General features: G+C 35.0%; 2 protein-coding genes. One reads left to right on the forward strand and one right to left on the reverse strand.

Going from position 1 to position 2,812, the window contains the following annotated elements:
• Positions 1 to 285: 285 nt before the first annotated feature.
• Positions 286 to 2,427, reverse strand: a complete 2,142-nt coding sequence (locus NZ519_13500) for a hypothetical protein (GenBank protein MCS7029769.1) — start codon at positions 2,425 to 2,427, stop codon at positions 286 to 288.
• Positions 2,428 to 2,621: 194 nt separating this feature from the next.
• On the opposite strand from NZ519_13500, the gene NZ519_13505 reads away from it, so the two are divergent.
• A partial coding sequence (locus NZ519_13505) for a hypothetical protein (protein ID MCS7029770.1) occupies positions 2,622 to 2,812 on the forward strand: 191 nt, incomplete at its 3' end.

A 2,812-nucleotide genomic window follows, 5' to 3' on the forward strand; every position in this document is an offset into this window, starting at 1 on the left:
CTCTTTTATCATAGGGTTTTGAAGAAACTTTTTACAAAATTAGAAATTGTGAGCGTTTCAAATGATAAGTTGTTTGTTGAGGTTTTTTAGGTATATAAAGACTTGACGAGCTAGAGTATTTCTTGTGCATGCTCTTACAGGCATTTCGCTAATGCTCATGCTGCAAGAGCATACACATAAATTATTAACCTCTAACAGCGGCTTTTAATACGCTCTTACCTTTGTTTTACAAATAAATTTTTTTCGTAAATAAACTGAAACTAAATTACTTTACTATCTTGTAGATTATTGAGTTAATAACTTATGTATAACTGTCTTACCATTTTTGTCAACACCCTTGAGAATAAGCATACTTTTTTCTGGTAATTCTGGAAGATTTATTATTGAAATTTTACTAGGGTCAATGTTATCATTGAGATAAATAAGTTGTCCCGTACCAATGGAGTAGATTTCAACTTTTTTCAAGCCAATACATGAAATTGTATTATTATCAAGAATTGTTGGAAAAACTAAAGCCTTATCCTCAACTTGTAAAGTGATGGTTTTAGAATATACATATCTTCCGTTTTTATCATTAAAACGAATTCTATACGTACACGGAGTATTTGTAATAGTTTTATCTACATATTCATAGTTAGTTTTGTTTTTATCAATTGTACCGTTTGATATTCGAAGAAACTGATTATTTCCGCTCTCTTTTTCAATCTCATAAGTAATAAAATCGTTTTGATGTTGGCTAGATAATTGCCACAATAAAACATTGCTTTGGTAGGTAGAATATCCATGAAAGTTAATGTCTACAATAGGAAGAGCAATAGGGTCATTAGTAGCGAATATAAACTCATTTAGATTAGAGATAGTGTTTGCGTTGATTTCTAAGGTTTCATCTACACTATTATAGGTTACAGTTCCTGCGCTGGTAAAAGAATTTTCTGACGGAGTAGAACGATAATAAATAGCAGTACTAGCGGGATTAGTAAGCCCATGACCAGGTATGTCACTGAGCTTAAATTTTAATACTGCAGAAGTTTTTGAGAAAGTTAAAACGTGAAGGATAAACCTGTACGGTAAGATATTAGTTTCGGTTACTCCTGTTACATTTTGCGGTGGAGACATGTATCTGTCACCAAAAAGATACGGATGAGCTCCTGCAGTGGGATCAGTTACTTCGTAAATCATAGCGGAATTTTCGGGTGTGTTTAATACATAGGTAACTGTACCGGTTGCGGTTGCCACTTCAGCATTTGCCTTAGCCGTAATAGCATTTCCTGTTAAGTCTATCACATGCCAGTATCGTTCTTTTTCTCCAAGTAGGCTGTAACCAGAGTTAGTACCCCAAATATATACCTTGTTATCGGCAACATCTACCCAGATTTTGGTTCCTATACTGTTGGTGTAATTATTAGCACCCATATTAAAGCCACTCATTAAACTAGCGTTTGTGCCATCTAAAATAAAAAAATGAGATTGAAGGGTTGTAGAAATCTTGTAACTATCTCCTAAGCAGTACAGTTTGTCATTAGTGTTATCATAGCTTATTGCTCTTACACTCGCGAGATTAGTAGGAGGAACAAATGTGGCATCAAGAGCAGGAGTAGTAGAAGAGCTTACGTTTACAAACTTTGCTACTTTTGTTCTTGTTGTAGTTCCGCCATCTAAAAAATTAAAGCTGCCACATAAATACATAGTTGTCCCCGATACCTCTATATCAAAGACACCATTTCCAGTTGGGAAGTTAGGGTCCCAAGTTAGGGGGGTACCTGTTACAGCATCTAAGGCAGCAAAATGTCTTCGAAGAGTAAAAGTATTGTAAAATATAGATCCATTACCTTGTGCCACGAGTATTATTTTATCGTCAGTAGAGATGCTTAAATCTCGTAATGGACTCACGGTGTCAGGCTTGGGATTAAAACTTGTAACTCCCCCAGTTGCTCTAATAGCAGCCATGCCATTTCTCGTAAAAACATTGCCTACACTGTCTTTCACTGAAGTAAAATCTCCTGCAATGAATATAGTGTTGTCTGAACTCCTCGTCATGAAATTAACTACAAAATCAGGGCTTGGATTCCATGTAGTTGCCATAGCATTGCTGGTGTTGATAGCAGCAAGGTAGTTTCTTGATGCTCCGCCTGCTGTAGTAAAAGCTCCTCCAATGTACAAGATAGTGCCATCTGTGGAGAGTTCCATACACATGACAGGTCCATCTAACATAGGGTCCCATGCTGCATCAATAACGCCCGTAGTTGCGTTAATTTTAACCAAGTAATCATCAGGTGCTCCTGTGAATGAACCTGCTACATATAAATGCCCCCCATGTTTGATTACTTTATTAACTTGTGTCATGCTCTCAGGCATAACAGTAACCAGGCTTTGTGCAGTAAGATTTAATACTGCTAACATCAGTAGGTAAATAGTAAGTACTCTCATATATTGCATACACAATTTAAATTAAAACTAAACTAACGATTTATACTCTTTAACAGAAGATTTTGTTACATCATCTAAACTTAATAATAAGGCAGTATGGGTTATATATTTGATATTCATTAGAGTTTATGAACACAAATTTATTATATTTCCGCCGAATAATCAACTTAATTTCTTAAGAATTTTCTAAATATATGAATTACAATGATATAAGAAAAAATGAAAAGAGTTTCAAAGCCCTGACTTCTTATTCCATCAGCGAATTTGACGCCTTACTTCCTTATTTTGAAGCAGAACTCAATACATATTTAGAAATCTACACCCTCAATGGTAAAAAAAGACAAAGAAAATATACACCCAGAGCAGATAAACAGTTACCTTCTGT

The organism is Bacteroidia bacterium, assembly GCA_025056095.1.
Classification (GTDB): domain Bacteria; phylum Bacteroidota; class Bacteroidia; order JANWVE01; family JANWVE01; genus JANWVE01.